This window comes from Piscinibacter gummiphilus, assembly GCF_032681285.1.
GTDB classification, from domain to species: Bacteria; Pseudomonadota; Gammaproteobacteria; order Burkholderiales; family Burkholderiaceae_C; genus Rhizobacter; species Rhizobacter gummiphilus_A.
The window spans coordinates 1,046,713-1,073,061 of the sequence record NZ_CP136336.1; the positions used below are offsets into that span (position 1 = coordinate 1,046,713).

Below are 26,349 nucleotides of genomic sequence, written 5' to 3' on the forward strand. Positions count from 1 at the left end.
GACGAGTTTTTCAACACACACGGCAACTGCAAAGAATTGGAGTCAGACATGGCAATCGAAATGATCGAAGAGTTCGACCTGGGCACCCAGATCAAGGTGATCGGCGTGGGCGGCGGCGGCGGCAACGCGGTCGACCACATGATTGCGCAGGGTGTGCAAGGCGTGGAGTTCGTCTGCGCCAACACCGACGCGCAGGCGCTCAACCGCTCGAGCGCGCACCACCTAATCCAGCTCGGCACCACGGGCCTGGGCGCCGGCGCCAAGCCGGAAGCCGGCCGCGCAGCCGCTGAAGAGGCGGTGGACCGCATCCGCGAATCGATCAAGGGCAGCAACATGCTCTTCATCACCGCCGGCATGGGCGGCGGCACCGGCACCGGTGCGGCTCCCGTGATCGCACGTGTGGCGAAGGAGATGGGCATCCTGACGGTGGGCGTGGTCACCAAGCCCTTCGACTTCGAAGGCAACCGCCGCATGAAGGCCGCCGACAACGGCGTGGCCGAGCTCGAAGCCAACGTCGACTCGCTGATCGTGATCCTCAACGACAAGCTGCTCGACGTGCTGGGTGACGACGTGACGCAGGACCAGGCCTTCGCGCACGCCAACGACGTGCTGAAGAACGCCGTGGGCGGCATCAGCGACATCATCCACGTGCCGGGTCTCGTGAACGTCGACTTCGAAGACGTGAAGACGGTGATGAGCGAGCCCGGCAAGGCGATGATGGGCACTGCGATTGCGAGCGGCCCCGACCGTGCGACCAAGGCGGCCGAATCGGCCGTGGCCTGCCCGCTGCTCGAAGGCATCGACCTCTCGGGCGCGCGTGGCGTGCTGGTGCTGATCGCCGCTGGCCGCAGCACCTTCAAGCTGTCGGAAAGCCGCAATGCGATGAACACCATCCGCCGTTACGCGGCCGACGATGCGCACGTGATCTACGGCACCGCCTACGACGAGAGCCTGGGCGACCAGCTGCGCGTGACGGTGATCGCCACCGGCCTGTCGCCCGCCAAGCGCCAGCAACAGGCGCCGATGACCGTCGTGCACAACACCGTGGCGCAACGCACCGGCACCGACAACATCCCGGTGCTGACCCAGCCGGTGCACACCACGCAGACGGCGCACGACTACAGCAGCCTGTCGGTGCCGAGCGTGTGGCGCAACGGCCGCACGGCGGCGGCGAAGGTGGACGCGCTGGCCTCGAACGGGATGGACGAGATCGAGATCCCCGCTTTCCTCCGTAAGCAGGCGGACTGAGTCGCGACGCGAGGGCCGGTGTGAGCCGGCCCTCGCTATCGCCGTGGTAGGCATCCTCAAGCCTGGGGAAAACCCAGGCCACCTAAAATCATGGCCATGCTCGCCCAACGCACTCTCAAGTCCATCACCCGCGCCGTCGGCGTGGGTGTGCACGGCGGCCAGCGGGTCGAGTTGACCCTGCGGCCGGCCGCTGCCGACAGCGGGATCATGTTTCGCCGCGTCGACCTGCCATCGCCGGTCGACATCCCGGTGAAGGTCGAAGCCGTGTGCGACACGCGCATGGCCACGACCATCTCGCCCGCCGGCGACCCGGGTGCGCCCAAGGTCAACACCATCGAGCACCTGCTGTCGGCCTGCGCCGGCCTCGGGCTCGACAACCTGGTGGTGGACATCACCAACGAAGAGGTGCCGATCCTCGACGGCTCGGCCGCCTCGTTCGTGTTCCTGCTGCAGAGCGCCGGCATCGAGGTGCAGAAGGCGCCGAAGCGCTTCCTGCGCATCAGGAAGCCGGTGGAAGTGCGCGAAGGCGAGGGCAACACGCTCAAGTGGGCGCGGCTCGACCCCTACGACGGCTACAAGCTCACCTTCGAGATCGAGTTCAAGCACCCGGCGGTCGACCAGACCGGCCAGCAGTTCACCTTCGACATGGGCTCGGGCCAGTACAAGCGCGACATCGCCCGCGCGCGCACCTTCGGCTTCACGAAGGACGTGGAGATGATGCGCTCGCGCGGCCTGGGTCTGGGCGGCAGCATGGACAACGTGATCGTCGTCGACGACTACCGCGTGCTCAACAGCGAAGGCCTGCGCTACGACGACGAGTTCGTGAAGCACAAGATCCTCGATGCGATCGGCGACATGCACGTGCTCGGCCACCCGCTGATCGCCGCCTACACCGGCTACAAGTCGGGCCACGCGCTCAACAACAAGCTCTTGCGCGCCGTGCTGGCCGATGCCTCGGCCTACGAGATCGTCACCTTCGAAGACGAGCGCCAGGCGCCCGCCGGCCTCGCCGAACTGGCCCCCGCCTGGTGACCGTGCCGCCGGGCGCCTACCAGACATCTGGTAGTTCGTAGAAGTTAGGGGGTGCCCCGGTCTTGGGCTGCCATCCGCCGATGGTATGGTTCGGGGGTCGTCAACCCCCCAATCGCATGGTTATCTTTGGCTGGATCATTGCCGGCATCGTCGGCTTGTTGCTCGCGTTCAGCGCGGTTTGCTGGGGCATCTTCATCGCAGCCGACAACAGCGACTGGAAGCGCCTTGGCGTCAAGGTCTTCCGGATCGCGATGGTTTTCGTGCTGCTGTACATCAACGTGTACGTATACGCCCACATCTTCGGCGTGATGAGCGGCACGCAGAAGCCGGTCACCGAGGTCGTCGCCGAGGAATAGCGGCTGTCAGGGCTGGACCCAGCGGGCGCGGCCGCCTTCGAAGATCGCCCGGCGTTGGCCGTCGGGGTGAAGCTCCAGCCAGTCGAGGGCCTGCACTTGCGCGTCGACCACGGCGAAGTGGGCCAGTGCCTCGGGGTCGCGAGGCGGTGCTTGTTCGCATTCGTCGAGCTCCGTGCCCGGGGGCAGGGGGGAGAGGTAGTCCTGTGCCGCCGGCGAAAGCTTGATCCGCGCCCACCGCGAGGTGACCGACAAGCCCGAGGTGTCCAGGCTCAGCGCCACCCGGCAGCGCAACTGCCAGCCAAGCGCCGGCGACCACATCACGAGCGTGCCCCACGGGTGCAAGGCCAGCTGGGCCGCCTTGGCGCTGCGCCGGTCGGTGTAGACCAGCACACGCTGCTGTTCCGGCACCACCTCGCGCAGCACGACGATGCGGCCATCGCCCAGCTCGCCGTCGGTCGTGGCCAGCACCGGGGTGCGCCAGGGGTGCGCTTGTCGCGTACGCAGGCCGCGAGTTCACGCCACACCGCCGCCTCGATCTCCGTCAAGGACTCGAGCCGCGGCGTGCCCATCTCAGCCTTCCTTGCGCAGCGACGGGAACAGGATCACGTCGCGGATGCTGGGGCTGTCGGTGATCAGCATCATCAGGCGGTCGATGCCGATGCCGCAGCCGCCGGTGGGGGGCATGCCGTACTCGAGCGCGCGGATGAAGTCGGCGTCGTAGTACATCGCCTCTTCGTCGCCCGCTTCCTTGTTGGCGGCCTGCGCCTGGAAGCGCGCGGCCTGGTCTTCGGCGTCGTTCAGCTCGGAGAAGCCATTGGCGTATTCACGGCCGGTGATGAACAGCTCGAAGCGCTCGGTGATCGACGGGTCGGTGTCGGAGGCGCGGGCGAGCGGCGACACCTCGACCGGGTAGTCGATGATGAAGGTCGGGTCCCAGAGCTTTTCTTCCACCGCGGCTTCGAAGAGGCCGAACTGCAGTTCCGGCAGCTTCCAGTGGGCCGGGGCTTCCTCGCCCAGGTGCTTGAGCTTGTCGCGCAGCACCTTCGCATCGCCCGCTTCGGCCTCGCTCAGGCCGGCGAATTCGACCAGCGAATCGCGCACCGTCAGGCGCTTGAAGGGCTTGTCGAGGTCGACCGTCTTGCCGCCGTAGGTGACGACCGCCGAGCCGGTCGCATGGCGCGCGGCATGGCGCAGCACCTGCTCGGTGTAGTCCATCAGGTCGTGGTGGTTCCAGTAGGCCGCGTAGAACTCCATCATCGTGAACTCCGGGTTGTGCCGGACGCTGATGCCTTCGTTGCGGAAGCTGCGGTTGATCTCGAACACACGCTCGAAGCCGCCCACGATCAGGCGCTTGAGGTACAGCTCGGGCGCGATGCGCAGGAACATGTCCTGGTCGAGTGCGTTGTGGTGGGTGACGAAGGGCTTGGCGTTCGCGCCACCGGGGATGGGGTGCAGCATCGGCGTCTCCACTTCCATGAAGTGGTGCTCGACCATGAACTGTCGGATCGACGCGAGCGCACGGCTGCGCGCGGCGAAGCGGGCGCGGGCGTCGTCGTCGGTGATGAGGTCGACATAGCGCTGGCGGTACTTCTGCTCCTGGTCGGTCATGCCGTGGAATTTGTCGGGCAGCGGACGCAGGCTCTTGGTGAGCAGGCGCAGCGTGGTTACGCGCACCGAGAGCTCGCCGGTCTTGGTCTTGAAGAGCGTGCCTTCGGCGCCGAGGATGTCGCCCAGATCCCAGTGCTTGAAGGCGTTGTAGACCTCCTCGCCCAGCGCGTCTTTCGTGACGAAGAGCTGGATGCGCGCGGTGCTGTCTTGCAGCGTGCCGAAGCTCGCCTTGCCCATCACGCGCTTGAGCATCAGCCGGCCGGCCACGCTCACCTGGATGTTCTGCGGCTCCAGCGTTTCGTTGTCGAGGTCGCCGTGCTTGCGCGCCAGGTCCAGCGCGTGGTCCTTGGGCTTGAAGTCGTTGGGGAAGGCCACGCCCTGTTTGCGGATCGCCGCGAGCTTTTCACGTCGTTCGGCGATGAGCTGGTTGTCGTCTTGTTCCATGGCGGGGCGGGGAAATGAAGCGGTTGAGCGAACCGGCAATTCTAAGTGGGCCACCCCTAGAATCGCGGCCCTATGAGGCATGTGGCCGATCAGCTCTATTTCATCGCCTTGGCGCTGATCAACACCGTGCACGGCTGGCTGCCTTTTTTTGCGCGTCCGGTGCTCTACCGCCTGTGCGGTTTTCGCATCCACCGCAGCGCCACGCTGCAGGGCGGCATCCGCTTCTTTCACGTGGGCCGGCTCACGGTGGGGGAAGGGTCGCTCGTCAACCGCGGGGTGTACCTCGACAACCGCGGCGGCATCACCATCGGGCGGCATGTGTCGATTGCCCATGACGCAAAGCTCTACACCATGGGGCACGACCCGCACGACCCGACGTTTGCGACCAAGGCTGCGCCGATCCGTCTCGACGACCACGCCGTGGTGTTTGCCGGTGCCATGCTGATGCCCGGCGTGCACGTGGGGCAGGGCGCGGTGGTGATGGCCGGTGCCGTCGTGACCAAGGATGTGCCGCCCGGGCGCATGGTCGGCGGCAACCCCGCGGTCGACATCGGCGAGCGGGGCTGCGTGCCCGCGTACACGCTCAAGCGCCGCTTCTGGTTCGCGCATTGAAACGCATTGCCATCGTCGACCCGGGCTCCTTCGTGCTGCCCTACGACTTTCACTTGGTGAAGGCCTTGGCGGCGAACGGGCGGCTGGTCGATTTCTATGGCTCGACCACTCGCTACAACGGTGAGTTTCTGGAGGCGATGCGTGCGCTGCCCGGGGTGCAGGTGGTAGCGCGGGCGATCTCCAGCTCGGTCGCGTCCCGCCTCGGGGGCGCGTGGGCCTACGCGCTTCAGCTTGCCAGCGTGCTGCTGCGCGCCGGCCGGTACGGCACGGTGAACCTGCAGTTCAGCGGCTTCTGGCCGTTGGAATGGCTGGTGTTCGCGCTGATGCGCGGCAGGTTCGTCTTCACCGTGCACAACGCAGTGCCGCATGGTTTCAGCGGTGCGCAGCATGCGCCGACGCGGCGCTTGGCGGACATCGCGCGCGAGCTTGTCTTCGTCAGCGAAGCGACGCGCGACGACTTCCTGCAGCGCTACGGCGAGCGTTACCGAGCCAAGTCGACGGTGCTGCCGCATGGACTGTTGCCGGTGACGCCGCAGGCCGAGGCCGTTCCTTACGACCGCCCGCTCCATGCCGAGGCGCTTGTGTTCTGGGGGCGGGTGCAGCCCTACAAGGGCGTGGAGCTGTTCCGTGCGCTGGCGCAGTCCACCGAGATCCGGCGCCGCGGCCTGACGCTGGCGGTCTACGGGGCCTGGTCACCGGAACTGCATGAACTGCAGGCGGAGCTGCGCGGCGCGGGCGTGGCCCTGCACGACGGCTACCTCGACGACGCACAGCTTCTCGCGCTGCTGGCGCAGGACGCCGTCTTCCTCCTCCCCTACCAGCGTGCCTCGCAGTCCGGCGTGCTGTACGCGCTGCTCAACCACGGCCGTGTCTTCTTCTGCACCGACACCGGCGACCTGGGTGCCTTCATGCGCCGCCACGGCCTCGAAGGCTTGCTGCTGCGCGACCGCACGCCCGAAGCCGTGCTCGCCTGCCTCGATTTCCTCGCGGCGCACGGCGACGAGGTGCGGCAGAAACTGGCCGCCGCCCAGGCCGCTTTGCGCTGGGAGCGGCTGGTGGCCGAAGCCGGGCAGGCCTACCGCGTCTAGCGCCAGCCGGGTGCGACAATCCGCCGCTTCGATCCGCGGCCCCTTGCCGCCCTGATCGACCCGCTCACATCCCATGAAAAGACTCCTCAAAGCCGCCCTGGCGCGCGCCGGTTGGGAACTGGCCCGCACCGGCGACCGCGACGCCCAGGCCTTGGCCGACCTGACGCCGGCCGACCGCCAGATCATCCAGCGTGTCTCTCCTTTCACGATGACGAGCCTGGAGCGCCGCGCCAGCCTCATCGGTGCCGTCGACCACATCGTGAAGCACCGCATCGCCGGCGACGTCGTCGAGTGCGGCGTGTGGCGCGGCGGCAGCATGATGGCCATTGCCCTCGCGCTGATGGCGCGCGGCGACACCTCGCGCCACCTCTATCTGTATGACACCTTCGAGGGCATGAGCGAGCCCACCGAGCACGACAAGGCCTTGAGCGGCGAGCTGGCGCAAACCCAGCTGCAGCGCACCGACCGCGAGCACCCGCTGTGGGCCGTGGCCGGGCTGGACGACGTGAAGGCCAACCTTGCCTCCACCGGCTACCCAGCCGAGCGCATCCACTACGTGCAGGGCAAGGTCGAAGACACCATCCCCGCGATGCTGCCGAAGCAGATCGCCCTGCTGCGCCTCGACACCGACTGGTACGAGTCCACCCGCCACGAGCTGCAGCACCTCTACCCGCTGCTTGCCAAACACGGCCCGCTCATCATCGACGACTACGGCCACTGGCAAGGCGCGCGGCAGGCGGTGGACGAGTACTTCGCCAACGCCGCCGAGCCGGTGTTCCTGCACCGCGTGGACTACACCGCGCGCCTGCACATCAAGGCATGACCAGCGCAGCACCGAAGCTCTCGCGAACCCTGCCGGCGGTCTATGCCGCCGCTGCGGTGCGCCTGCTGCTGCCGGTGCTGGTGCTCCCGCTGATGGCCACGCGCATCGGGCCGGAAGAGTTCGGCCGCCTGAGCTTCGTGCTGGTGTGGAGCGCGTTGCTGGCGATGGTGGTCGAGGGGGGCTTTCTCGCTGCCGCCACGCGCCTCGCCGTCAATGCCGATGCGCCGCGCCGCTGGCAGCTGGCCCAGCAGGTGTTCAGCGCGCGCTGCGTGCTGTGCGTGCCGGCGGTGTTGCTCTCCATCGTGGCCGTGCAGCTGGCCGGTCATGGCGGCGAAGCGTGGGCCGACACGCTCGCGATCGCAGCGCTGGCCTGCGCCCTCGGCTGGCCGGCCACCTGGTACCTGCAGGCGACACAGCAACTGGCGCGCTGGGCGCAGGTCGAGCTCTTGGTCTATGCCCTCCTGATCGCAGCGAGCTGGGCGTTCGCCCACAGCGCGATCGTCTACCTCACGCTGCAACTCGTCGCGTCGACCGCGCTGGCCGCGCTCGGCTGGTGGTGGCTGCGCCGCGACCTGCCCGGTGAGCATGGCCTGTGGAGTGCGCCCGCCGTGCGCCCCGGCCTGCGCCTGGGCTGGACCATGATGCCCGTCTCCATCGCCGGGGCCGCCTACTCCTACGCCTTGCCGGCCGCCGCCTCGCTGCAGATGAGCAAGCCCGATCTCGGCACCTACTTCATGGCCGATCGTCTGGTGCGTGCGGTGCTCAACGCCGCGGAGCCGGTGTTCGCGGTGGTCTACCCGCGCATCGTCACGCTCTTCCAGCAGGGCGCGCGTGTGGCCTTGCGCTACGCGACGCGCTGGAGCGTGGGTGGTGTGGCGGTGGGCCTCGTGCTGTATTCGACCGGCGTTGTGGGATGGCAGCTGATCGAGCCGCTGGTGCTGAGCCGTGCCGCCAACATCGACCTCGCGACCTTGCGCGCGACGATGCTGGTGCTGGGTGCCTTGCTGCCGCTGCTGCTCGGCTGGAAATTTATCGGCTACTGGATGCTCGGCAGTGGCCGCTTCGACACCGCCTACCGCAGCTGCGTGGTGATCGGCGGCATTGCCGGCACCCTGGGCGCGGCCACCTGGGGCGGTGCGGCCGGTGCCGTGGGCCTTGCGTGGGTGGCGATCGGTGTCGAACTGCTGGTGATGGCGGTGGCGGTGGGCGGCATGTGGCTCACCGTGCGCCGCTGAAGACGAACGGAACACACGACGTGGGCATCGACATCCACAACCTCAATCTCCTCGCGCACGCGCAAGACCTCGGCGTGCGCTATGAGCGCACGCTGGCCATCGGCCGGCAGGCGCTCTTCATCGAGCCTTTCGAGCTGGAAGACCACCGCCGCCTGCGCGGCCTGCCGCCGCTTGCCGAGCCGGCTCGTGCCGCCGGTGCGCCGCGCTACTTCGAGCCGCTGATGCAGCAGTGGCTCGGGGCACGCGAGGCCGAGTCGGTCGACGCCTCCAGCTACGAGCAAGCCACGCACCTCCACGACATGAACCTGCCCTGGCCCGAGCCGAGCGCGCAGCGCGGCGCCTACGACGCGGTGCTTGACTTCGGCTGCCTCGAGCACGTCTTCAACTTCCCGGTCGCGTGGCGCAACGTCGTCGACCTCTGCAAGGTCGGCGGCCACGTCTTCCATTCGCTGCCGGCCAACAACCTGTCGGGCCACGGCTTCTACCAGTTCTCGCCCGAGCTCTTCTTCAACCTCTACCGGCGGGAGAACGGCTTCGAACTGCTCGGGGTGTGGTTCGCGGTCAAGGGTGATCGCCGCCACTGGTGGAAGGTGGCCAACCCGATGGACGTGAAGCGGCGCGTGAACCTCTGCAACAGCCATGAGGTCTACATGCTGGTGCTCGCGCGCAAGCTGCAAGACATCGGGCCGCTGCCGGCACCGCAGCAGTCGGACTACGCCCAGGACGAGTGGGTCAAGGGCCCGTCGGCCGCGGGTGCTGCCGCGGCGCCCACGACCCGGCAGCGCTTCGTGCGGCAGCTTGCCGAATGGGGGCTGATCGATGCGCTGCGCGCCGGCCGCGAGCGCCTGCGCGCCATGCAGCGTGCCGGCCTCTCGCTCCCCGAGCCCGACTACCAGCAAGTGGACGTGCACGCGCTGATCCGCAAATCACGATGACACGATGAGCCGACCGCTGCGCGTGCTGCTGCTCTGCGACCGCCTGGACATCTCGGGTGGCGTGGAGCGCTTTGTGTGCGCGCTGGCAAACCACCTGTCGCGCGAGGGGATGGACGTGGCCGTGGGCAGTGTCGCGACGCCGCGCGATGCGGTGCGCTACCCGCTTGCGCCGGCCGTGCGCGTGCTGGCCGGCGCCGGTGCGTGGCGGCAACACGAGGCGCGTTCACGGGCCGGGCGGGCCTGGCAACTGCTGCGCAGCCAATGGCGCATCGGCCGGGTGCTGTCGCGCCTCATCCGCGACGACCGGCCCGACGTGGTGCTGCTCAACGGCCTGACCACCGCCTGCTCGACGCTGCTTTTCAGCGGCCGGTACGCGCCGCGCATCGTCTGCTGCGACCACAACCACTTTGCCGCACGCTCCCGGCTGTGGCAGCGTCTGCGCGAGCGTTTGTACCCGAAGGTGGCTGCGGTGGTGAGCCTGACGCAGGCCGATGCCCCGCGCTTTCGCGCCATCAACCCGCGCACCGAGGTGATCTACAACTGCTCCACGCTGCAGGCCGACGCGCCCGCACTGCCGGCGCAACCGGTCGTGCTCGCGGTGGGGCGGCATGTCGCGCAAAAGGGCTTCGACCTGCTGCTGCGCGCCTGGGTCGAGGTGGTGCGACGGCTGCCCGAAGCGCGGCTGCGCATCGTCGGCGACGGCCCGCTGCGCGCCGAACACGAGGCGCTGGCGGCGCAGCTCGGGTTGGCAGGCCGCATCGAATGGCTCGCGCCCACGCCGCAGATCGAGCGGCTCTACCGCGAGGCTGCCGTCTTCGTGCTGTCCTCGCGCTACGAAGGCATGCCGCTCGCACTGCTGGAAGCGCAGGCGCTGGGCGTGCCGGCCGTCGCCTTCGACTGCCCGACCGGGCCGGCGGAGATCCTGGGTGATGACACCGGCCGCCTGGTGCCGGCGGAGGACACGGCCGGGCTTGCTGCCGCGTTGACCGAGCTGCTGTCGTCCGCACCGCTGCGCGCTGCCATGGGCCGCGCGGCCATTGCGCGTAGCCGCGCTCTTTTCAGCCCGCAGGAGCACGAGCGGCGGTGGGCGATGCTGCTGCGTGAAGTCGGCGTCAAACAGGCCTACAGCCAGGCGGTGGCGGCATGAGCGAGCGTGTGGTTTCGGTGATCGTTCCGTGCCGCAACGAGCGGCGCTACATCGAGCGTTTCTGCGCGGGCGTGTTGAGCCAGCAGGTGCCGTCGGGCTGGCGCTTGCAGCTGGTGATCGCCGACGGTGACAGCGACGACGGCACGCGCGAACTGCTGCAGCAGCTGAACGCGAGCGACTCGCGCATCACCTGGATCGCCAACCCGGCACGCATCGTCTCCCCCGGTCTCAACGCTGCCCTGAAGGTCGCCGCCGGCGAGATCATCGTGCGCATGGACGTGCACACCGACTACGCACCCGACTACATCGCGCAGTGCCTCGCGCTTCACGCCGAGACCGGCGCCGACAACGTGGGCGGCCCGTGGCACGCCGTGCCCGACGCCGATGCCGGCGCCATGCAGCACGCCGTGGCCGCCGCATTTCAGTCGCGCTGGGTCGCGGGTGGGGCCTCGTCGCGCCGGCTCGACTTCAATGGCTGGGTCGACACCGTCTACCTCGGCAGCTGGCCGCGCCAGACCTTCGAGCGCTTCGGCGGGTTCGACGAGCAGCTCGTGCGCAACCAGGACGACGAGCACAACCTGCGCATCGTCAAGGGCGGCGGCAAGGTCTGGCAGTCGTCGCGCATCCGCAGCACCTACCGGCCGCGTGCGACGCTGTCGCAGGTGTTCCGGCAGTACCTGCAGTACGGCTACTGGAAGCCGTTCGTGATGAAGAAGCATGGGCAGGCGGCGTCGCTTCGCCATCTGGTGCCGAGCCTGTTCGTGGCGGCGCTCGCCGTGCTGGCGGTTCCGGCCTTGTTCGGGGTCGTGTGGCCGTTGCTGGGCTTGCTTGCGCTGTATGGCGCCGCCGTGCTGGCGATGACCCTCGCCGTCTGGCAACAGCAGGCCAGCCCGGTGCCCGTGGTGCTGCGCATCCCGGCGGTGATCGCGGCGTATCACCTGGGCTACGGGATCGGCTCGCTGGCCGGCTGGTGGGACGTGCTGCGCGGCGCCACTGGCCGTGCGCGGTTTGCCACCTTGACGAGGTGAACATGGACGACACCTCCAAGGAATCGGCGGAAGCCCAGGCGGTGCGCGAGCGCTACGCGAGGCGCACGGCGCAGGATCCGCGCTACAGCCTGCTCAACCCGGCCGCGCTGTGGCCGATGCAGGAGCGGCAGCGCGCGATGCTGGCCTTGTTTCGCCGGCTCGGGTGGCACGACCTCGCGGCCTTGCGCCTGCACGAAGTCGGCTGTGGCAGTGGCAGCAACCTGGTCGAGCTCGTCCAGCTGGGCTTCGACCCGGCCAGACTGTCTGGCGTGGAACTGCTGCCCGAGCGGCATGCGCAGGCCCGCGAACGCCTGCCGCAGGCCGTGTCTTTGTCGCAGGGCGACGCGCTCGGGCTCAGCCCGGCAGCCTCGAGCGTGGACATCGTGCTGCAGTCCACCGTGTTCTCGTCGCTGCTGGACGATGCCTTCCAGCAGCGCCTGGCCGACGCCATGTGGGCCGCCGTCAAGCCCGGCGGCGGGGTGCTCTGGTACGACTTCACCGTCGACAACCCGCGCAACCGCGACGTGCGCGGCGTGCCGCTCTCACGCGTGCGACGGCTCTTCCCGCAGGCCCGCGTGACGGCGCAGAAGCTGACGCTCGCGCCACCCATCGCCCGCGCGGTCGTCCGGATCCACCCTGCGCTCTACACTCTGTTCAACACCGTGCCGCTGCTGCGCACCCACGTGCTGTGCTGGCTCGCCAAGCCCTGAACCCATGACATCCGAGAAGCTGCCGTTCCTGCCGTTCGCCTTGCCCGACATCGGCGAAGAAGAGATCGCCGAGGTGGTGGACACGCTGCGCTCGGGCTGGGTCACCACCGGCCCGAAGACCAAGCGCTTCGAAGAGGATTTCACGGCGTTTCTCGGGGACCCGTCGTTGCAGTCGCTGGCCGTCAACTCGGCCACCGCCGGCCTGCACCTCGCACTCGAAGCGCTGGGCATCGGCCCGGGCGACGAGGTGATCACCACCACGCACACCTTCACGGCCACCGCCGAAGTCGTGCGCTACCTCGGCGCCGATGTGGTGCTGGTCGACATCGACCCCGCCACGCTGTGCATAGATCCCCAGGCCGTGGAGGCCGCCATCACGCCACGCACCAAGGCCATCATGCCGGTCCACTACGCGGGACTTGCGGCCGACATGCCGGCGCTGCTGGCCATCGCGAAGAAGCACGGCCTCAAGGTGGTGGAAGACGCTGCGCATGCGTTGCCCACCACCTGCGGCGGCAAGCTCGTCGGCACGCTCGATTCCGACGTCACGGTCTTCAGCTTTTACGCCAACAAGACCATCACCACCGGCGAAGGCGGCATGGTTGTCACGCGTCATGCGGAGTTGGCCAGCCGCATGAAGGTGATGCGCCTGCACGGCATGAGCCGCGATGCGTTCGACCGTTTCACCGCCAAGGTGCCGAGCTGGTACTACGAGATCGTGGCGCCGGGGTTCAAGTACAACTTGACGGACATTGCGGCGGCGTTGGGGTTGCAGCAGTTGAAGCGGGCCCGCGCGTTCCAGCAGAAGCGCGAAACGTTGGCGCAGCAGTTCAACGCGGCCTTGGCCGACCTGCCGCTGATCACGCCGCCGCTTCCGGCACAGGGCGACCTGCACGCCTGGCATCTGTATGTGGTGCGCCTCGCGGACGGTGTGGCGCTGCACCGTGACCGCTTCATCGAAGCGCTTTACGAGGCTGGCATTGGCTGCAGCGTGCACTACATCCCGCTGCATCTGCAGCCGTATTGGCGAGACCGCTACAAGCTCAAACCGACGGACTTTCCGCATTCGCAGAAAGCCTTCGAACGCATGGTGAGTCTTCCGCTGTACACGCGCATGACCGAAGCCGATGCGGACCGGGTCGTGCAGGCGGTGCGCCGCGCGCTGGGTTGAAGACGGTCACGATGGCCAAGCGTCTCTTCGACCTCGTGCTGTCGGCCTGCGGCCTGCTGCTGTTGTCGCCCCTGCTGCTAGCCATCGCGGTGTGGGTCAAGCTCGATTCGCCGGGGCCAGTGTTCTTCCGCCAGGAGCGCATCGGTCGTCATGGCGTGCCGTTCCGCATCCACAAGTTCCGGACCATGGCGCATGGCGGGCAAGGGGCGCTGATCACCGTCGGCGCGGATCGAAGGATCACGCGTGCGGGCGCCTTCCTGCGGCGCGCCAAGCTCGATGAGCTTCCGCAACTGATCGACGTGCTGCTCGGCGAAATGAGCCTCGTCGGCCCTCGCCCTGAGGTGCCGCGTTATGTGGCGATGTATCCGGCGGGGCTGCGCGACAAGGTGCTCAGCGTGCGCCCTGGCATCACCGATGTGGCGTCGCTCGAGTATCGCGATGAAAGCGAGCGTCTGTCGAAGGCTGACGACCCTGAGCAGGAGTATGTGAACGTCGTGATGCCGGCGAAGCTGAGACTGGCGGCCCAATACGTGGACCGGGCGTCGCTCGCGTTCGACCTGCAGCTGATCCTGCGCACCATGAAGTTGGTGTGGTGGCGATGAAGCAGGACCACGCTGATCGCGGCCTCACCGTCTGGCACAAGCTCGACCGGGTGTTGGCCCGCATCCGCCCGCGGCGCCAGCCGCTGTCGCTGGTGATCGACGGGCTCGTCATCGCGCTGTGCTGGAACATCACCTACCTCTTCCGCCTGGGCTTCGAGCGCTGGATCAGCGCGCGGCCTTCCTACGATCCGTATGTGATGGTGGGCGTGGTGGCGGTCTACCTGCTGGCGTTCCTGCTCGGCGGGATTCCGCGCGGCATGTGGCGCTTCTCAGGCTTCGAAGAGGTGAAGCGCCTCACCATCGCTTGCCTCGGCGCCGGCGCGGCCTGCGCGGTGATGGTGTCAATGGCGCGCCTGGCCGAGGTGCCGCGTGCCGTGCTGGCCTTGCACCCGTTCATCGCCTTGATGGGTGTGTGTGTGGTGCGAATTGCCTACCGCATGCTCTACGAACATGCGCGGTCGCGGATCACCGGCAGCGACGTCGAGGTGCGCCGGGCGATCGTGATGGGCGCGGGCGAGGCGGCTAAGCGCCTGCTGGCCACCATCCACCAGCAGGGCTGGATCGTGCTCGGTTTGCTGGACGACGACAAAGCCAAGCAGGGCGGCCGCATTGGCGGTGTGCAGGTCCTGGGCTCACTGGCCGATGTGGCGCGCGAGGATGTGCGCGCCGGTGCCACGCATGTGATCGTCGCGCTGCCCGGCGCGACCGCGGCGCAGAGGCGGCGTGCGGTCGACCTCGCGTCGACCGTGGGCCTGCCGGTGCTCACCGTGCCTTCTGCCAGCGAACTGCAGAACGGGCGAGCACACATCGAGCGCGTGCGCAGCATCGAGCCCGAGGATCTGCTGGGGCGAGAGCCCGTGGTGCTCGACGAGCCTGGGATCGCCGAGCTGATCTCGGGCAAGACGGTGCTTGTGACGGGGGCGGGTGGGTCGATCGGCTCGGAGCTGTGTCGGCAAGTCGCCCGGTATGGACCCTCGCGCATGGTGCTCTTCGAATTGAGCGAGTTGGCGCTTTATCAGATTGAACAGAGCCTGTCCGAGGCCTATCCTCATTTGCAGCTGATCCGTTTGATCGGTGACGTGAAAAGCCCGCAGCAGATCGAACACGCCTGCATGACCTACCGGCCGCAGATCATTTTTCACGCTGCCGCGTACAAGCATGTGCCGCTCATGGAGGAAGAGAACGCCTGGGTGGCCCTCCGCAACAATGCGCTGGGAACCTGGCACGCGGCCAACGCCGCCGCGCGGTGTGGGGCAGAGCGTTTTGTCCTGATCAGCACCGACAAGGCGGTGAATCCGACCAATGTGATGGGCGCCAGCAAGCGGGCTGCCGAAATGCTCATCTCCCACTTGGCGGCACAGACCTTCTCCACGCAGTTCGTGGCCGTGCGATTCGGCAACGTTCTGGGATCGAGCGGCAGCGTGATCCCGAAGTTCAAGGAGCAGATCGCAAAGGGTGGCCCGCTGACGGTGACCCACCCCGACATCGTTCGATACTTCATGACCATTCCTGAGGCTGCGCAACTCGTGCTGCAGGCAGCCGCCCTTGCCGACAGTGGGCAGGTCTACGTGCTCGACATGGGCGAGCCGGTGAAGATCGTGGATTTGGCGCGTGACTTGATTCGTCTCTCCGGCCACGGTGAAGGTGAGATTCCGATCGTCTTCACAGGCTTGCGCCCGGGAGAGAAGCTGTTTGAAGAGGTGCTCGCCGATCAAGACGCCACCGTGGCATCCCGGCATCCGCGATTGAGGATCGCGAAGCTGCAGACGCAGGTCGACCCGGATTGGACGTCGAGGCTGCTGTCTTGGCTGAATGGGATCGAGGTCGGGGAGTCGTCGCTGTCTCAACGGCGTACCCTTCAGGAATTCATTCCGGAGTACCGGCCTTCTGGCTCGCGCTCTGCTGCTCAATAGCCGTTCATCTATTTCGGATCTGCAATGCCACGCATTCTCCTCACGGGCGCTACTGGCTACATCGGGTCTCACACCTGGCTCGCCTTGCTGGCTGCAGGCCACCGCGTGATCGGTGTCGACAACTTTGCGAACAGCTCGCCCAAGGTGCTGGAGAGGCTTCACAAGCTGTCGGGTCAGGCTCCGGTGTTCATCAAGGCTGACGTGTGCGATGGTGTCGCGATGCGACAGGTGTTCGACGAGCATCGCATCGACGCAGTCGTGCATTTCGCGGCCTACAAGGCGGTGGGGGAGTCCACCGAGAAGCCGCTGGAGTACTACCGCAACAACCTTCAAGGCTTGATCAATGTGGCGGCGGCGATGCAGGTGCATGGGGTGCAGCGCCTCGTCTTCAGTTCGTCCGCCACGGTGTACGGCCGGCCGCAGAGCCTGCCGCTGACCGAGGACGCACCGCTATCGTCGACGAACCCCTATGGCACGACCAAGCTCGTCGGCGAACAGTTGTTGCGTGAGATGGAGGCCTGTACGCCCGGCTGGTCGTTGGCTTACCTGCGGTACTTCAACCCGGTGGGTGCTCACCCGAGTGGAGAGATCGGCGAGGACCCGAGGGGCACCCCGAACAACCTGATGCCTTACGTGGCACAGGTGGCATCGGGAGCGCGCCCTGAGCTGCAGATCTTTGGCAACGACTACGACACGCCTGACGGAACCGGCGTGCGCGACTACATCCACGTGATGGACTTGGCCGCCGGGCACGTTGCAGCCCTGTCGCATCTGCTGGGGGGGAGCGCCTCGTTCACCGTGAACCTGGGAACGGGCCGCGGTTACAGCGTGCTCGAGGTCGTTCGGGCTTTCGAGCGCGCGAGCGGTCGCCCCGTACCTTTCAAGGTAGTTGCTCGGCGCGAGGGCGATGTTGCAGCCTGCTACGCCGACCCGACGCTGGCCCGTGATCTCATCGGCTGGTCAGCCCAGAGGGGCCTCGATGAAATGTGCGACGACACCTGGAGATGGCAGCGGCTCAATCCGCGCGGCTTCGGCTAGTAGGGGTCCGCGGGAAGACCAGCCACTTGGGCGTCTTGAACCTCACGATGCTCCGGTAGAGCAGGATGTACATGAGCATGAACGCCAGGATGAACCAGCCAAGAACCCGGCTGTTGTCCCACCAAAGCACGGCCGGGATCACCGACAGCAAGCACAGCACCCACAGGTACGGAGACGTCATCGAGTTGCGTGAGGTCTTCCGACGGTCGGGTGTGGCACCGAGCATCACCCGCATCAGGCGTTTGTAGACCAGCATGTGGAGGTGCACGCCGTCTGGCACCCCCGGCGACATGCCTCGAAGCCACCGCTTTCTGTAGATCGAGAAGATGGTTTCGAACACTGGATAGCCGCAAAGCAGCAGCGCGAACAAGGGCGATACCTGCGGGTTGCGATGGACCAGCAGGATGCCCAGTTCTCCCAGAAGGAAGCCGAGAAGATACGCGCCGCCGTCACCCAGGAAGATCAAGCCAGCGGGAAAGTTCCAGACGAAGAATCCGAGGATGGCTCCGGCGACGACGAGCGTGGCCGTGAAGACGAACGTGTCGCCGACCTGGAAGGCCACGTAGCTCAGCCCGAGCAGCATCATGAGCACGCACATGGACGCGAGGCCATTGAAGCCGTCGATGATGTTGACCGCGTTGGCCACGCCCGTGACGATGAAGATCGTGAGCGCCACCGAGAACGGCGTCCACACGATGAGCTGCTCGAAACCGGGAACGTGCGTGCGGGAGACCACGGCACCCAGCAGCCAGATGCCGATGGCCGCCGAGATGGCGGTGGTCAGGAGCCGGCGGCGGGGAGAAACATTCTTCGTGAGGTCTTCTGCAATTCCGCCCACGAATGCGGGCAGGCTGCATAGGAGCAGCAGCCAGAGCGAGCTGGCTTCTTTCGCGTGTGTGAACTGGGCGAGTGCCGTGCCCGCGACGAGCGCCACCATGATGCCGATGCCACCGACCCTCGGCACCGGCCGGGAATGGAATTTCTGCACGCCTTCCAGGTCGTGGTCTCCCATCAGCTTGGTGTGCCGGATGGAGACGCGCAGGATGAACGCCGTGGCCACGAGCGCGGTCAGGAAGGCGACGACAAGGTAGGTCATTGCAAGAGGGTGAACGGGAAAACACGAGTACGTCGGTCTATCATCGCCGACCTCTGCTACGAAGCGATCGACAATCAGCGCGACCCTGCAGATTACAACGGCGAAGTGTCCAGCATGCATGCATCGAAAACTCTTACTCAATGCTTGGCGTTCGCCACCGTTCTGCTCGGTGCGATTGTCTCGCAGGTGGCCGTCGCTCAGGCTCCGCAAGGCTCGCTGTCGCCGGCGCAGCGGCTCTTCGGTGCGCCCGGGCTTGCTGGTGACGAAGGCGACGACGAGCGGCAGTCCAGGGGGGCGTCAAGGCCTCGTGATCGCGACTTCAACTTCAAGCGACGCCTGGACGGTTCTAACTGGACCGAATCAGGGGATCAGCGCCCGGAAGATATCCCGGACGACGCCCACGAGTTCGAGGACGATGCGCCGCTCTACGAGGACTTTTCGCGCTACATCCGTGACACGACCGGCAAGCAGGTGAGCGATGCCCTGCCCCTTGCCCGGAGCAAGGCGCGCAGCCCCAAGTTGCCCGAGACCTATGTCATCGGGCCCGGAGACGAAATCGAAGTCCAGGTGTGGGGGTCACTCAGCGCGCGTTACAAGTTGCGGGTTGACGAGGCGGGAAGGGTGTTCGTTCCTGAAGTCGGCAGCGTGCAGCTCGAAGGGGTGCGCGCCAGTGACCTTACCAACGTCATGACCGGCCAGTTCAGGCGACTTTTCAAAGGGTTCGAGCTGCGAGCCTTCATCGTGAGTTCCCGAGGCGTGATGATCCTGGTGACGGGTCACGCCGCCAGTGTGGGCCTCAAGAACATCAGCGCCACGCACACCCTGCTGAGCGCCACGCTCAGCCAGGCTCGGCCCTCTCCGGGTGGCAGCCGTCGCTTTGTCGAATTCAGGCGCGACGGCAGCCCTGCGAAGCTGATCGACCTGTATTGCTTCTTCCGCACCGAGTGCGAAGCGATGCCGGGGGCCCTCAAGGACAACGACGTCATTCGGGTTCCTCCGCGCGGCAAACTGGTGGCCGTGAGCGGGGGCGTGTCCCGGCCGGGCATCTACGAGCTGACCGAGTCTGAAGGCGTCAACGATCTCCTTCGGTATGCCGGCGGGCTGTCGGTGGTGGCCGATGCCAACCGCATCAACCTGTATTCGTTTGCGGAGTCGACGCGGGGAGACCGCACGCTCCAGACCACCGCGGTGGGTGGCATATGCCCCGGCCGCGGCGGCGTGGCCCCCGTGTCGTGCACGTCGCTGCGCGATGGCGATTACCTCGACGTCCAGTTGCACCTGGCGTTGGTACGAGGCTCCATCACGATCGTGGCGCCCGGCGTCGACCCCATCAAGCTGGAGCATCGGCCTGGTATGAAGCTGCTGGACGTGCTGTCTCCACCGTTCGACCGGCTCATTCCGCGCAAGACGCTCAGCACGATGAACGCCGGTGCTTTTGCGACGCTGCAGGACCTGGACGACCGTCTGCGCAGGCTCGACCTGGAGGCCTTGACCCTCTACCGCCGAGATTCGGACAAGCGTGAATACGCCCCCATCTCCGTCAACTACCGCGCCGCTGCCACGGATGGCCGCACAGGTGCAAGCAACATCGAGCTGCAGGAGGGTGACGTCCTGGTGATCGAGGACCAGAGCGAATGGAAAGCCCGGCGCAGCGAATTGCCGATGTCGGTGCGTGTGCTGGGAGAAGTAGGCAAGCCCGGCCGGTACAGGTTCGTGGGCCTCAAGACACTGGAAGACGTGCTTATCATGGCCGGGGGGGTGACGCCGGATGCTGCTGTCTGGAACGCGGTGATCCTGCGGCAGAGCGACGGCCGCACGTCGGTTGGCCGAGAAGTGCTGGATCAAGCCCTGAAGACCATCACGGCGCATCAGCTCAGACAGGAAGCCATGAACAGCGACAGGGTCGTCGGCGCGACCGCGATCACCAAGGACGACAGGAAGTCCGGGACGGTGCAGACGCTCGGCAACCGAGCAAAGGCCGAGGTGCTCGAGCTGATGAAGGATCGAGAGCTGATCTACCTGTCATCGCGAGGGGATCCGGTCTCGCGAGACATCAAGCTGGCGCCGAACGACATCGTGCTCATCCCGCCGGTGCAGGACACCTATTCATGCCAGGGCGCATTCTTCAAACCTGGCGAGTTCATGATCGGCAAGGGGGCCGTTTCGGTGAGCGGCGCCGTCAAGCGTTGCGGCCTGATCGACGAGATGAGCCCGAACATCTATCACTTCGTGTCGCGTCAGAACCGCATCTGCCGTGTGGGCTGGTTCAGCTCCTGCCCGGACGTGGAAAGCGGCGATGTGGTGGTGGCCGTCCCTGAGGTCGTCACCAAGCGCGGAGCGGCTGCCTTCCTCGAATGGATGGACATCGTCATCAAGCCGCTGACGGCGCTCGCCACGCTCAAGGTTCTGACCGATTGAACAACAACGTGCGGGGCAGCTTGTTGCAGCTCTTTGGAGCGCGCGTGGGCGTTGCTGCACGATGGGCGGTGCTCAGGGCACTGCCCTTGATGCTGCTCCTGCAGCTCGACATCGGGCATGCGCAACAGCTTTCCAGGCCCTCGAGCATCCTGAGCCAAGAGGTGAGTTTCAAGCGCTTCGACAAGGTTGAACTGGGGCCTCGTGAACCATGCCCCGCGTGGCTCGCCGTCGGAGACGAGGCGGTCTGCCGGCTCCTGCAAGTGGTTTATCGAGATGTCTACCTGTCCGGTTTCTTGCTGACTCGGGCCGTGCCTAGCGATCAGCTCGTGATCTACCACGCCGGGCACGAGGCCGGGGCGGCATTGGAGGGGTTGGCACGGTCCGATGAACTGCTCATCCTGCCGGATGCTGCGTCGTTCGTGGGGCGCCTGTTCGCACAGGACGCCGATGTGCTGGTTCTGTTCATGCCCGGGACTGGCTTTGCACCGCGCGACCAGCCTCCTTCGGTGCAGCGGATATTTCAGGTCGTGAGCAACCACAGCGCTTTCGCCTTGCTGGATTCTCAGGGTGACAGCGCTGCGGCCTATTTCATTGCACATGTGCGCGGGTTTCTCGACCGGTTTGCCGCTCCTTATCGATCGATCGTGATGGTCGGCCGCAGCGGGGGGGGCTACAGCACGACGCTCGCCGCGGCTCACGACACGCGAATCATGTGCTCCGTGTCGTTCTTCGGCAGCCTCCCCATCCGGCTTCGTCTTCCGACCGAAGCAGACCTGCGCGATGACCTGGGTGACTTCGAGCAATACGGCCTGTACCTCTTCAAGCGCATGGACTACACGGACCTCTATGCGCTGGCCACCCAGCCGAGACGCAGGCACGTGCAGGTCTACAACGAAGAGGACAACTGCTGCTTCTCGGGGTTTGACAAGGGTCGTCGTGTGGCAGAGCTGTTCCGGCGCCAGTACCCTGCGGTGCGAGGGTTCGACGTGGAGTTCCTGCCGAAGCGCTCCGAGGCGGATCACTACAACCTTGATGAGAGCGCCTTCTCCGTGCTGCAGAGCAAGTGCAACCTGCGTTAGGGAACGAGCCGGTCGATGGTTGAAAGATAGTTCTGCACCACGACACGCTCGTCGAACGTCTTGGCGACGTGGTCCAGGCCTTGAAGGCCCATTGCCGTGAAGGCTTCGTCGGCCAGCGTTGCCGCGTGGAGCATGGCGTCCGCAAGCGACTGCGCATTCCTCGCCTCGCACAGAAAACCCGATACCTCCGGCAAGACCACATCGCGGCACCCCGGCACGTTGGTGGCGACCAGCGGCCTGCCCATCGAGGCCGCTTCGAGCAGGCTGCGGGGGGCGCCCTCGCGGTACGACGGCAGCACCACACAGTCGGCCGCTGCGATGCTGGGCCGCACGTCTCTGACCACCCCCAGGTACTCGACCACTCCCTCCGCCACCCACTCGTCGACCTGCTTCCGGGAAATGGCCGTCGGATTCTCATCGTCAGCGGCGCCCAGCAGCTGGAACCTGGTAGTGGGGCAGGCCTTGTGGACACGGCGTGCCGCCTCGACGAACTCAAGCACGCCCTTGTCGCGCAGCAGGCGCCCGATCATGAGGAAGGTACGTCCGGCTGCCAAACTTCCGGGCAGGGGCTGCAGCGCGAAGTGATTCATGTTGACACCTTCGCCGGGCAATCGGCGAACGCGGGTGCCCTCCACGAGGCCGAGCGACTGGAAGGTTTCTTCGTCGTCGGCGTTGAGAAACCAGACCTCTCTCGACCAACGCAGCGTCCGCGCGTAGAGCGCTCTGGCAATCGAACTCACCCAGCCTCGATTGAGAAAGACGTAGCCCAGCCCGGTGATGACCGACACCGTGGGCACACCGGTGCGGCGGGCTGCGATGGCGCCGTAGATCACCGACTTGATCGTGTAGTTGAAGGCCAGATTCGGCTTGACCTTGCGGTAGATCGCGGTCAGCTCGTTCAGGGCCGACCACTCGCGCAAGGGCTGCGTGCTTCGGCCTGAGAGCGACCAAGCGATGCACTCGGCACCCATGTCGCGAAGCACGCCCATGTAGACACCATCGTCAGGGGCGACCACCACCACACGATGGCCTTGCTGGATCAGCGTGCGAATGACGCCGGCTCGGAAATTGGCAATCGCGAATGCGGTGTTGCAGCAGAAGGTGATCGTCAGGCTTCGGCTCATGGGCGATGCTCCAGCCAGGCCTGAAGCATGAGAACCGTCCACAGGTGCTGCTGCCAGTTGCGCTCTCCGCTCACATGCTCGTGCCACCGGCGGCGGATGAGGTCGACGTTGAGGACGCCCGCCCCGCGCAACGCTTCCGGCGCCAGCAGCGCTTCGGCCCAGGCGCGCAGCGGCCCCTGGAGCCAGCCGTCCACCGGCAGCCCGAAGCCCTGCTTGGGCCTGTCGAAGAGGGGGCGCGGCACGTAGCGCTCAAGGACCTGCTTCAGCAGGCCCTTGCCTTCCGCCAAGGGTGCCTTCTGGCTGAGGCTCAGCCCCCACGCGTACTCCACCACCCGGTGATCGAGAAAGGGCGCACGGCATTCCAGGCTGTAGGCCATGGCAGCACGATCCACCTTCACGAGCAGGTCGTCGGGCAGGTAGCACAGGGTGTCGGCCAGCATCATCTGTTCTACGAGCGTGGGGGCAGGTGGAAGCTCCTGGCTGAAGATCGATTCGTTTTCGCGGACGGAGGGCATCACCTGGGTAGGCTCCCACAAGGTGATCAGCCCCCGGTGCAAGGCTGAGGCATCGGGGCTGGCCAGCACTTCGGCGATTTTGCGCAGCCGGTCGGCGGGGTTGCGCAAGCCGCCTGGGTTGCCGGCCAGCCGCATGGCGCCGTTCAAGAGGCTCAGCGGCATGTGTCTCAGCAGGGCAGTGGCAGCTCTCCGCGCGGGCATCGGAATCCTGCCGATGCGGGCCTGGCCTTGTGCGACACGTTGGTAGCGGTCATAGCCTGCAAACAGCTCGTCACCCCCATCGCCCGTGAGCGCCACCGTCACCTGTTGACGGGCAAGTTTCGACACCAGCAGGGTGGGCACTTGTGAAGAGTCGGCAAAGGGCTCACAGAAGACTTCGGGTAGTCGAGGCACGAGATCGAGTGCATCTTGCGCCGTGACATACAACTCGGTGTGCTGTGTGCCCAGGTGCGCTGCGACACGCCGCGCATGGGGCGCTTCGTCGGTGGCCGCGCCGGCAAAGCCGATGGAAAAGGTGCGCACAGGCTGTGTCGCCTGTGCCTGCATGAGGCTCACGATCAGTGACGAGTCGATGCCGCCCGACAGCAGTGCGCCGAGCGGCACGTCGGCCACCATCTGGCCTTTGACAGCCGTTCGCATCACGGCGTCAAGGCCGTCGGCCGCCTCCCGCATGCTGAGCGTCGCCGCGTGGCCAGCGCGCACTTGCACGATGCGGCCCAAGTCCCAGTAGGGCTCGGGCTGCGGCAATTGCGCCTGCGAAAGGCTTGCCTGCGAAACCGTGATCAGCGTGCCCGGGGGCAGGCGCAGGATGCCGTCATACACCGATTGGGGCCCGGGGATGTAGCCCAGCCGCATGTAAGCCGCCAGTGCTCCGCGATGAAGCGGGAGGGGGCTGGGTGCCACGGCGCGCAGGGCCTTCAGTTCAGACGCGAAACACAGCGCCCCGGCGATGTAGCCGAAGTACAGGGGCTTCTCGCCCAGCCGGTCGCGCGCAAAGCTCAGGCTCTGCTCGGCGCGGTCGTAGAGCGCCAACGCAAACATGCCGGCACAGGCTTCGATGGCCGCGCGCAACCCCCAGGCCGAGATGGCCGCGAGCAGCGTCTCGGTGTCGGAATGCCCGCGCCACGACGGCGCCACGCCTTCCGCAGCCAGTCGTGAACGCAACTCCAGGTGGTTGTAGATCTCGCCGTTGAATGCCACGGTGTAGCGGCCATCGGCGGAGTGCATGGGCTGTGCGCCGGCGGGCGAGAGGTCCACGATGGCGAGCCGGTAGTGCTGCAGACCGACGCGGCCGTCTGGGCTCGACCAGGTGTCGAAGCGGTCAGGCCCGCGGTGCGTGAGCAGGCCACCCTGCGCGAGCCGGTGGGCTGGATGGGTTTCGGTGGGCCGAGGGAGGGCGAAGCCGGTGATGCCGCACATGACGCGTCAGAGGATGGGAGTCAACGGGAGGCGCCGGTTCTCTGCGGTGACGAACGCAGTAATGCTTTCGCGGTAGTGATCACCGCCGCCAGCGCCCACTTGGCACCAGCACCCGCCACGAAGTTGCGGTACTGCGAAGCGGCCATCGAGGCGTAAGCCCATCGCGCCTTGCGCGCGGTGCCGACGCCGATCACTCGGTATCGAAGGCACACATGGGGCAGGTTGGCGAAGACGACACGCGGGTCGACCGCCAGCCGGGCCCAGAGGTCATAGTCCTGCGCATAGATGCCGCCCAGGTAGCCGCCGACTGCCAGCACTGCGTCGCGCCTGAACATCACGCTTGGATGGCAGAGGGGGTTGCCGCGCAGCAATGCTTTGCGAATGTCTGCATCATCTGTGGGTAGGCTGACGGTCGCGAGGGGATTCCCGGCTGCGTCGATGCGCTCGTAGTGGCTGCCCAGCACCACGACGTCCGCGTGTGACTGCATGAATTCGACCTGACGCGCCAAGCGGTCGGGTGTGGCGATGTCGTCGCCGTCCATTCGCGCCACCAGCGGGGCGCGGGCATGGTGCAGCCCGAGGGCGAGGCTGAAGGTGAGGTGTCTAACGTCGGTGGTGTAGACGCGCAGCCGCTCTTCTTGACCGTGCCAGTTTCGGATGGTGTCAGCGACTGCGCTGGCGTCTTTGCCGTTGGCGACAACCACGCACTCGAAGTCAGCATGGGTTTGGGCAAAGCATGAAGCGAGGGCCTCGCGTAGCTGCTCATCGGCGACGTGTGTGCAGAGGAGCCAGCTCACTGCCGGGGTGGGGCGCCCGATCATGGCTGAACAATCCAATGGGCCGGGAATCGATCGCGATGGTCATGCTCGGGCTGCCCGGCGAACCATCGGGCGGGTGCGATGACCAGATGACCGGCCTCGCCTTGGTGCTGATCCGCGAGCCATGCACCCCACCAGCTGAATGAGCTGTTCGCGATGATGTGGTGTTTGCACTTCGCCATGAGGACCAAGTCTTGCCACGCGTCGAGCCCAGTGTTGTGGTCAACGAAAACAGTCTCGGCGTGGTGCAGTGGCAGGTTCGCTCGGCACCACGCGATATCGTCCGAAAAAACAAAGTAGCGCGCATTGCCAACCTGCTTGTTGACCCGATCCAGCGCGGAGGCATAGAACTCGCGGTCGAGTGTGCCGTGCAGATTGGCCGCGGCAGGCAGCGTGACGTAGTCGCCACGCCTCACGTGTACGGACACGCTCATCCCTTGGGCTGCAGATCTGGCAACTTGTTCGCTCGCCGCCGACAACGGTCGCATAGGGGTCAGTTCATCAGCGATGGTCTGCGCCATGTGAGAAAAGTAGCGGTGGCTTTGCCAGTAGCCAACGAGATAGGTCTGATCTGGCAGGCTCGCCACGCTCGCGTGGTACCCCGGCCCGCGCTCCACGAACGTTCGCCAGGGGCTCACCCAATGAGACGCGGGTGCCACCCTCGGCAACCACGACAAGCGTTTCCGTTCGAGGCTGCTCGCCAGCCTGCCTTGGTGCCGAAAGTGATCGAGCTCGAACGTGCGCGGCGTAACCTTGCGAGCAGCCCCATCAAGCCTATTGGAGTCCAGTAACAAGGCGCAGCCATGACGAAATGCAAGTGCGCGGCCTGTCGCGTATTGGAAGAGCTGGTTGCCAAGGCCCCCGTCGAGTCTCACGCAAATCATGCCGTG

The 26,349-nt window shown here is 66.4% G+C and carries 24 protein-coding genes; 17 read left to right on the forward strand and 7 right to left on the reverse strand.

Features of this window, described 5'->3' with window-relative positions:
• Positions 1-48: 48 nt before the first annotated feature.
• From ftsZ to RXV79_RS05045, 3 genes are all read left to right on the forward strand, one after another.
• Positions 49-1,248 (forward strand): cell division protein FtsZ, encoded by a 1,200-nt coding sequence (ftsZ, locus tag RXV79_RS05035; protein ID WP_316702381.1) that lies wholly within the window; start codon positions 49-51, stop codon positions 1,246-1,248.
• A 96-nt stretch (positions 1,249-1,344) separates the two neighbouring features.
• Entirely contained in the window at positions 1,345-2,280 is a 936-nt protein-coding gene (gene lpxC, locus RXV79_RS05040; protein WP_316702382.1) for a UDP-3-O-acyl-N-acetylglucosamine deacetylase, read from the forward strand.
• A 116-nt stretch (positions 2,281-2,396) separates the two neighbouring features.
• Complete coding sequence (locus tag RXV79_RS05045; protein WP_296722722.1) at positions 2,397-2,636, forward strand: hypothetical protein; 240 nt, start codon at positions 2,397-2,399, stop codon at positions 2,634-2,636.
• Positions 2,637-2,642: 6 nt separating this feature from the next.
• Here the strand turns inward: RXV79_RS05045 and RXV79_RS05050 are convergent, their stop codons facing one another.
• A complete protein-coding gene (locus tag RXV79_RS05050) occupies positions 2,643-3,104 on the reverse strand; it encodes a pyridoxamine 5'-phosphate oxidase (protein ID WP_316702383.1) in 462 nt (153 codons plus the stop codon).
• Between the two features lie 102 nt (positions 3,105-3,206).
• On the reverse strand, positions 3,207-4,688 hold the full coding sequence (gene lysS / locus RXV79_RS05055; RefSeq protein WP_316702384.1) for a lysine--tRNA ligase: 1,482 nt from the start codon (positions 4,686-4,688) through the stop codon (positions 3,207-3,209).
• A gap of 72 nt (positions 4,689-4,760) precedes the next feature.
• Here lysS and RXV79_RS05060 point away from each other — a divergent pair, with 72 nt between their 5' ends.
• The 12 genes from RXV79_RS05060 (at position 4,761) to galE (ending at position 16,990) form a co-directional block, all read left to right on the forward strand.
• Positions 4,761-5,300 carry an acyltransferase gene (locus tag RXV79_RS05060; protein ID WP_316702385.1) on the forward strand — a complete coding sequence of 180 codons (540 nt, stop codon included), beginning with the start codon at positions 4,761-4,763 and terminating at the stop codon, positions 5,298-5,300.
• The gene (locus RXV79_RS05065; protein WP_316702386.1) at positions 5,297-6,388 is read left to right on the forward strand and encodes a glycosyltransferase; all 1,092 of its coding nucleotides are present in this window, start codon (positions 5,297-5,299) and stop codon (positions 6,386-6,388) included. Before RXV79_RS05060 ends, RXV79_RS05065 begins: the two co-directional genes overlap by 4 nt.
• Positions 6,389-6,461: 73 nt before the next feature.
• On the forward strand, positions 6,462-7,211 hold the full coding sequence (locus RXV79_RS05070) for a TylF/MycF/NovP-related O-methyltransferase (protein WP_316702387.1): 750 nt from the start codon (positions 6,462-6,464) through the stop codon (positions 7,209-7,211).
• Entirely contained in the window at positions 7,208-8,446 is a 1,239-nt protein-coding gene (locus RXV79_RS05075) for an oligosaccharide flippase family protein (protein WP_316702388.1), read from the forward strand. The genes RXV79_RS05070 and RXV79_RS05075 overlap by 4 nt, the downstream gene beginning before the upstream one ends.
• Positions 8,447-8,466: 20 nt before the next feature.
• Positions 8,467-9,381, forward strand: coding sequence for a class I SAM-dependent methyltransferase (locus RXV79_RS05080; protein ID WP_316702389.1), 915 nt, complete (start codon positions 8,467-8,469; stop codon positions 9,379-9,381).
• A gap of 4 nt (positions 9,382-9,385) precedes the next feature.
• On the forward strand, positions 9,386-10,528 hold the full coding sequence (locus tag RXV79_RS05085) for a glycosyltransferase family 4 protein (protein WP_316702390.1): 1,143 nt from the start codon (positions 9,386-9,388) through the stop codon (positions 10,526-10,528).
• A complete protein-coding gene (locus RXV79_RS05090; protein WP_316702391.1) occupies positions 10,525-11,556 on the forward strand; it encodes a glycosyltransferase family 2 protein in 1,032 nt (343 codons plus the stop codon). The genes RXV79_RS05085 and RXV79_RS05090 overlap by 4 nt, the downstream gene beginning before the upstream one ends.
• Before the next feature lie 2 nt (positions 11,557-11,558).
• Positions 11,559-12,266, forward strand: coding sequence for a class I SAM-dependent methyltransferase (locus RXV79_RS05095; RefSeq protein ID WP_316702392.1), 708 nt, complete (start codon positions 11,559-11,561; stop codon positions 12,264-12,266).
• 4 nt (positions 12,267-12,270) lie between these two features.
• Positions 12,271-13,437: a DegT/DnrJ/EryC1/StrS family aminotransferase gene (locus tag RXV79_RS05100; protein ID WP_316702393.1), complete on the forward strand. Its 1,167-nt coding sequence runs from the start codon at positions 12,271-12,273 to the stop codon at positions 13,435-13,437.
• A gap of 11 nt (positions 13,438-13,448) precedes the next feature.
• Positions 13,449-14,039: a sugar transferase gene (locus RXV79_RS05105; RefSeq protein ID WP_316702394.1), complete on the forward strand. Its 591-nt coding sequence runs from the start codon at positions 13,449-13,451 to the stop codon at positions 14,037-14,039.
• Positions 14,036-15,952, forward strand: a complete 1,917-nt coding sequence (locus tag RXV79_RS05110; RefSeq protein WP_316702395.1) for a polysaccharide biosynthesis protein — start codon at positions 14,036-14,038, stop codon at positions 15,950-15,952. The genes RXV79_RS05105 and RXV79_RS05110 overlap by 4 nt, the downstream gene beginning before the upstream one ends.
• A 24-nt stretch (positions 15,953-15,976) precedes the next feature.
• Positions 15,977-16,990 carry a UDP-glucose 4-epimerase GalE gene (gene galE, locus RXV79_RS05115; protein WP_316702396.1) on the forward strand — a complete coding sequence of 338 codons (1,014 nt, stop codon included), beginning with the start codon at positions 15,977-15,979 and terminating at the stop codon, positions 16,988-16,990.
• Here galE and RXV79_RS05120 read toward each other — a convergent pair.
• Positions 16,968-18,086, reverse strand: coding sequence for an MraY family glycosyltransferase (locus RXV79_RS05120; protein ID WP_316702397.1), 1,119 nt, complete (start codon positions 18,084-18,086; stop codon positions 16,968-16,970). The genes galE and RXV79_RS05120 overlap by 23 nt on opposite strands.
• Positions 18,087-18,230: 144 nt before the next feature.
• Here RXV79_RS05120 and RXV79_RS05125 point away from each other — a divergent pair, with 144 nt between their 5' ends.
• Together RXV79_RS05125 and RXV79_RS05130 are read left to right on the forward strand one after the other, a co-directional pair.
• Positions 18,231-20,504: an SLBB domain-containing protein gene (locus RXV79_RS05125; protein WP_316702398.1), complete on the forward strand. Its 2,274-nt coding sequence runs from the start codon at positions 18,231-18,233 to the stop codon at positions 20,502-20,504.
• Entirely contained in the window at positions 20,501-21,583 is a 1,083-nt protein-coding gene (locus RXV79_RS05130) for a hypothetical protein (protein ID WP_316702399.1), read from the forward strand. The genes RXV79_RS05125 and RXV79_RS05130 overlap by 4 nt, the downstream gene beginning before the upstream one ends.
• Here RXV79_RS05130 and RXV79_RS05135 read toward each other — a convergent pair.
• The 4 genes from RXV79_RS05135 to RXV79_RS05150 are packed head-to-tail and all read right to left on the reverse strand — an operon-like array spanning position 21,580 to position 26,343.
• Positions 21,580-22,707 (reverse strand): glycosyltransferase family 4 protein, encoded by a 1,128-nt coding sequence (locus tag RXV79_RS05135; RefSeq protein ID WP_316702400.1) that lies wholly within the window; start codon positions 22,705-22,707, stop codon positions 21,580-21,582. The genes RXV79_RS05130 and RXV79_RS05135 overlap by 4 nt on opposite strands.
• Complete coding sequence (gene asnB, locus RXV79_RS05140; protein ID WP_316702401.1) at positions 22,704-24,641, reverse strand: asparagine synthase (glutamine-hydrolyzing); 1,938 nt, start codon at positions 24,639-24,641, stop codon at positions 22,704-22,706. Before asnB ends, RXV79_RS05135 begins: the two co-directional genes overlap by 4 nt.
• Before the next feature lie 20 nt (positions 24,642-24,661).
• Positions 24,662-25,462, reverse strand: a complete 801-nt coding sequence (locus tag RXV79_RS05145; RefSeq protein WP_316702402.1) for a glycosyltransferase — start codon at positions 25,460-25,462, stop codon at positions 24,662-24,664.
• Positions 25,459-26,343 (reverse strand): alpha-1,2-fucosyltransferase, encoded by an 885-nt coding sequence (locus tag RXV79_RS05150; protein WP_316702403.1) that lies wholly within the window; start codon positions 26,341-26,343, stop codon positions 25,459-25,461. The genes RXV79_RS05145 and RXV79_RS05150 overlap by 4 nt, the downstream gene beginning before the upstream one ends.
• Between the last annotated feature and the right edge of the window lie 6 nt (positions 26,344-26,349).

Coding starts and splice junctions, on each gene's coding strand:
- lysS (WP_316702384.1), bottom strand. CDS start 4,688: ATGGAACAAGACGACAACCAGCTCATCGCCGAACGACGTGAAAAGCTC.
- RXV79_RS05070 (WP_316702387.1), top strand. CDS start 6,462: ATGAAAAGACTCCTCAAAGCCGCCCTGGCGCGCGCCGGTTGGGAACTG.
- RXV79_RS05105 (WP_316702394.1), top strand. CDS start 13,449: ATGGCCAAGCGTCTCTTCGACCTCGTGCTGTCGGCCTGCGGCCTGCTG.
- RXV79_RS05060 (WP_316702385.1), top strand. CDS start 4,761: ATGAGGCATGTGGCCGATCAGCTCTATTTCATCGCCTTGGCGCTGATC.
- RXV79_RS05095 (WP_316702392.1), top strand. CDS start 11,559: ATGGACGACACCTCCAAGGAATCGGCGGAAGCCCAGGCGGTGCGCGAG.
- galE (WP_316702396.1), top strand. CDS start 15,977: ATGCCACGCATTCTCCTCACGGGCGCTACTGGCTACATCGGGTCTCAC.
- RXV79_RS05090 (WP_316702391.1), top strand. CDS start 10,525: ATGAGCGAGCGTGTGGTTTCGGTGATCGTTCCGTGCCGCAACGAGCGG.
- RXV79_RS05135 (WP_316702400.1), bottom strand. CDS start 22,707: ATGAGCCGAAGCCTGACGATCACCTTCTGCTGCAACACCGCATTCGCG.
- ftsZ (WP_316702381.1), top strand. CDS start 49: ATGGCAATCGAAATGATCGAAGAGTTCGACCTGGGCACCCAGATCAAG.
- RXV79_RS05085 (WP_316702390.1), top strand. CDS start 9,386: ATGAGCCGACCGCTGCGCGTGCTGCTGCTCTGCGACCGCCTGGACATC.
- RXV79_RS05045 (WP_296722722.1), top strand. CDS start 2,397: ATGGTTATCTTTGGCTGGATCATTGCCGGCATCGTCGGCTTGTTGCTC.
- RXV79_RS05120 (WP_316702397.1), bottom strand. CDS start 18,086: ATGACCTACCTTGTCGTCGCCTTCCTGACCGCGCTCGTGGCCACGGCG.
- RXV79_RS05100 (WP_316702393.1), top strand. CDS start 12,271: ATGACATCCGAGAAGCTGCCGTTCCTGCCGTTCGCCTTGCCCGACATC.
- lpxC (WP_316702382.1), top strand. CDS start 1,345: ATGCTCGCCCAACGCACTCTCAAGTCCATCACCCGCGCCGTCGGCGTG.
- asnB (WP_316702401.1), bottom strand. CDS start 24,641: ATGTGCGGCATCACCGGCTTCGCCCTCCCTCGGCCCACCGAAACCCAT.
- RXV79_RS05150 (WP_316702403.1), bottom strand. CDS start 26,343: ATGATTTGCGTGAGACTCGACGGGGGCCTTGGCAACCAGCTCTTCCAA.
- RXV79_RS05110 (WP_316702395.1), top strand. CDS start 14,036: ATGAAGCAGGACCACGCTGATCGCGGCCTCACCGTCTGGCACAAGCTC.
- RXV79_RS05145 (WP_316702402.1), bottom strand. CDS start 25,462: ATGATCGGGCGCCCCACCCCGGCAGTGAGCTGGCTCCTCTGCACACAC.
- RXV79_RS05075 (WP_316702388.1), top strand. CDS start 7,208: ATGACCAGCGCAGCACCGAAGCTCTCGCGAACCCTGCCGGCGGTCTAT.